We start from the raw sequence: 3376 nt of genomic DNA on the forward strand, positions 1-3376 counted from the left end.
GGAGCTCATCACCGGCCGAGCCAATCGCGTCTCGACCTCAGCGCCCCAGGCATTCATCGCTACATCCAGTCCGCCGATCGAAAAGCCCGCCAAAGCGAGACAAAGGGCTAGAAACGGGATCGTTGGAGCAAGACCGATACTTACGAAAACCAAAAGGGTGGCAATCGTCAGGATCTTGCTCACCAGCGCGGCGCCTATGCGGTCTATAAGGTAACCCGACAGCGGAAATGCTGTAAAAGATCCAAGCGCCAGCACCAGTAAAAGCGCGCCAAGGCTGGCCTCATCCAAACCGAAGTTTGTTTTAATGTCCGGGATCCGTGACGCCCACATACCGAAAAGCGCCCCGCACAGAAAAAAGACTGCTGAAACACCATAACGGGCAGCACGGACGGACATTGTGTGGAACCTGTTGTGAAAGAAGCGGGCTTCAATGAGTGGTGAGAGCGAGTTGTGTCATAGAGCTTAGCTCATCACAAGGCTCGGACATGTCGACCGGTGATAATGGCGGTCCAATCAGGTAATCAGCGATCCGAGCCCGGAGGTCTGCTCTGTAATCCGCTGCAACGCTGACTGATAGGCGGCAATAGCGGCGTTTTGATCTTGAGCACTTTGGTCGGAAGTACCGCCAGAGGCTGCTCCATCAGGGCCATTATTACCGCTACTCGAATTGTCCGTGCCGTTGGCTGGACCTGCCGCCGCTTCACTGCCAGCTGTCTCAACCGGGTCAGCAGTTATACTGTTTGTGTCTTCGTCGTTGCCGCGCAGCTCTTCAGCCGCCTGTTGGCGGGCTTCCGACTGCGCTTCGGAGAGCTGAGCCCGTGCTTGCTGGGCAACCTGAAGATCCTGCGACGATGGCTCAGCCGGCGCCAAAGCGGCCCGGATAACAATCTGCATCTTGCGGATTGTGGCCTCGGGCGTGCGTTCTGTGGACGTATCAATCTGGACTTCGCCGCCAACGGCATAACGTTTGCCGTCAGGCCCCTGCTGAAAAGTATAGCTGGGCGCACTCGCATATGGGCCGCCCACCCGTGCATGCGCCTGCTCATGTGCGCGGACCTCCCGATCCCGTTCAGCAAGCTTTTGGATCTGCTCTTCCTCCGCCTCGGTCAGGCCATCGCCGTCGCTATCGCCGTCCTCCTCAGCTTGCTGCGCATTCTGGAGGACACTCTCCGAGTTTCCATCAGCTGGCGCTGCCTGGCCATTGCCGCTATTGCGCGAGGAGCTCTCTCCAGTCTCTCGGCGCGCATCAGCTCCAGAGGCCTCTTCCGCATCCTGAAGGGCGAGCACGGCTTGCGATGTCAGTGGAACGCTGGAACCGGCGCTGATTGCAGCCGTGCGAGGGCTCGCAAGGCTATCGCGCACAGGAACGCCGGCCCGGTCCTGACTGATCTCAGCTGTACCAGGGGCACTCTCGCTCGCTACGCCGCTACTTCGTAATAAATTTACCGGCGTATTTGACAATAATGCACCGATCATGGCGCGGAGTGTCGCCCAAACTCCTCGCCAAATTCTTAATTCTCATTAAGAAACAGGATCATTTGTTTGTGAAACGAACGAGAGCGGCTGCTTGTGTTTCAACTCACGCCATGTCACTGACAGCAAACGGAATGCATATCTGGAGGGGCCATGCTGCCCAAGCACTTTTGGCAGGACATGACGACCGTCGACTTCCAGCATCCCGAAAGGGACCACTGGATTGCGATTTTGCCTGTCGCTGCAATTGAACAGCACGGGCCGCACCTTCCCTTGTCGACGGACACGGTGATTGCAGACGGACAGATCAAAAGGGTTTTGGACCTTCTGCCAAGGATGCTTCCGGCAACGTTTCTCCCGATCCAATCGATCGGGAAATCCGATGAGCACATATCATCACCCGGAACGCTGACCTTCAACTGGGAAACGGTTACAAAAAGCTGGGTCGAGATTGGCGAAAGCGTTGCCCGCGCAGGTGTTCGCAAACTCGTACTGATCAACTCACACGGTGGGAACGTACCTATTCTTGATATCGTTGCCCGGGAACTGCGGATCAAATGTGACATGTTTGTCGTGGCCACAAACTGGCTGCGTTTTGGACAACCCGACAACACTTACCGGCCTGAAGAGTTCGACTATGGAATTCACGGCGGAGACATTGAGACCTCTTTGATGCTGCATCTCCGGCCGGATCTGGTCCGCATGGACCTTGCAACCGACTTTCCCTCGGAACAGCAAAAATACCTCAAAGAATTCAAACATCTGCGAGGTCACGGCAAGGCCCAATATGGCTGGAAGGCGCAGGATCTAAATCCAAGTGGCGCACTTGGCAACGCGGCAGAAGCAAGCGCGGAGAAGGGGCGGCTTTCTCTTGATCATGCCGCCAAAGGCTTTATCGAACTGCTCGAAGACGTCCATCGCTTTGACCTTGCCCGTCTCTGGTCACCAGACGCGCCGTAACCGCCTAAATGCCAACGGATCTGCGATCCCGGTCAAGTAAGGTTGACCAAACGAAAACAGGGTCTGGTTGACGCCGCTGTTCGAGACAGACACATTGGAATGATTGAAGATTTTCCGTGTCTGTAGGGTGGCAATGAACCTTTCAATCCGGCAACTGGCAACTTTCCGCGAAGTTATGCGGAGCGGTTCGATCTCCGAGGCGGCGCGGACGCTGGGACGGACACAGCCAGCTGTGAGCTCGACGATTGCAGGGCTCGAAACGGAGCTGGAACTTAAGCTTTTTGTCAGGGAACAAGGCCGGCTGGTGCCGACACCGGAGGCCGAATTCTTCCTTGAAGAGGCAGAAGCGATCCTCAAAAGGCTTGAGACGTCGAAGCGCACACTCCGCGGTCTTGCCAACCGGGAACACGGGCAGCTGCGCGTCGCTGCAATCCCGGAAGCAACGGCATCCTTCTTGCCCGGAACGCTGTCGGCATTTATCGCCGACAAGCCAAGTGTCAAAGTGGCGCTCGCAACAAGATCCTCGTCGGAAATTGAGGAATTGATCGCCGCGCAACACTACGACATTGGACTTGCCGAGACACCGCCCTCGCGAAACTCCTTTGACCAAATCGACTTTGATCTTGAGTGCCTATGCGCTCTTTCGTCGACGGATCCGCTTGCATCGAAGGAAGTGATTACACCCGACGACCTTGATGGCTATCCGCTGGCCTTGCTGCACTCGGACCACAAGACTCACCGTCAGACACTCGCAAAGTTCCGGGACAGTGGAGTACGTTTTAATCAAAGGTTTGAGCTGCAGACCGCTCTGCCTGGGCTCAAGTTTGTAGAGGCCGGACTCTGTGCACTGATTTGCGATATGATCACGGCATATCACGCTCAGGAAGTGGGTAGGTTGGGGATGGGGCCACCTATGATCGTCTTCAGGCCATTCAGGCCAAGA

General features: G+C 56.2%; 4 protein-coding genes. 2 read left to right on the plus strand and 2 right to left on the minus strand.

Features of this window, described 5'->3' with window-relative positions; all coding sequences use genetic code 11:
* Window positions 1–396: MFS transporter (locus E1180_RS00250; protein WP_341873532.1), on the minus strand; the 396-nt coding region annotated here is incomplete at its 3' end.
* Window positions 397–513: 117 nt separating this feature from the next.
* Window positions 514–1362 (minus strand): putative metalloprotease CJM1_0395 family protein, encoded by an 849-nt coding sequence (locus E1180_RS00255; RefSeq protein ID WP_208996753.1) that lies wholly within the window; start codon window positions 1360–1362, stop codon window positions 514–516.
* A gap of 264 nt (window positions 1363–1626) precedes the next feature.
* Here E1180_RS00255 and E1180_RS00260 point away from each other — a divergent pair, with 264 nt between their 5' ends.
* Window positions 1627–2433, plus strand: a complete 807-nt coding sequence (locus tag E1180_RS00260) for a creatininase family protein (RefSeq protein ID WP_155189091.1) — start codon at window positions 1627–1629, stop codon at window positions 2431–2433.
* Between the two features lie 133 nt (window positions 2434–2566).
* A partial coding sequence (locus tag E1180_RS00265) for a LysR family transcriptional regulator (RefSeq protein ID WP_155189092.1) occupies window positions 2567–3376 on the plus strand: 810 nt, incomplete at its 3' end.

This window comes from Roseibium denhamense (assembly GCF_009711415.1).
Lineage (GTDB): Bacteria > Pseudomonadota > Alphaproteobacteria > Rhizobiales > Stappiaceae > Roseibium > Roseibium denhamense.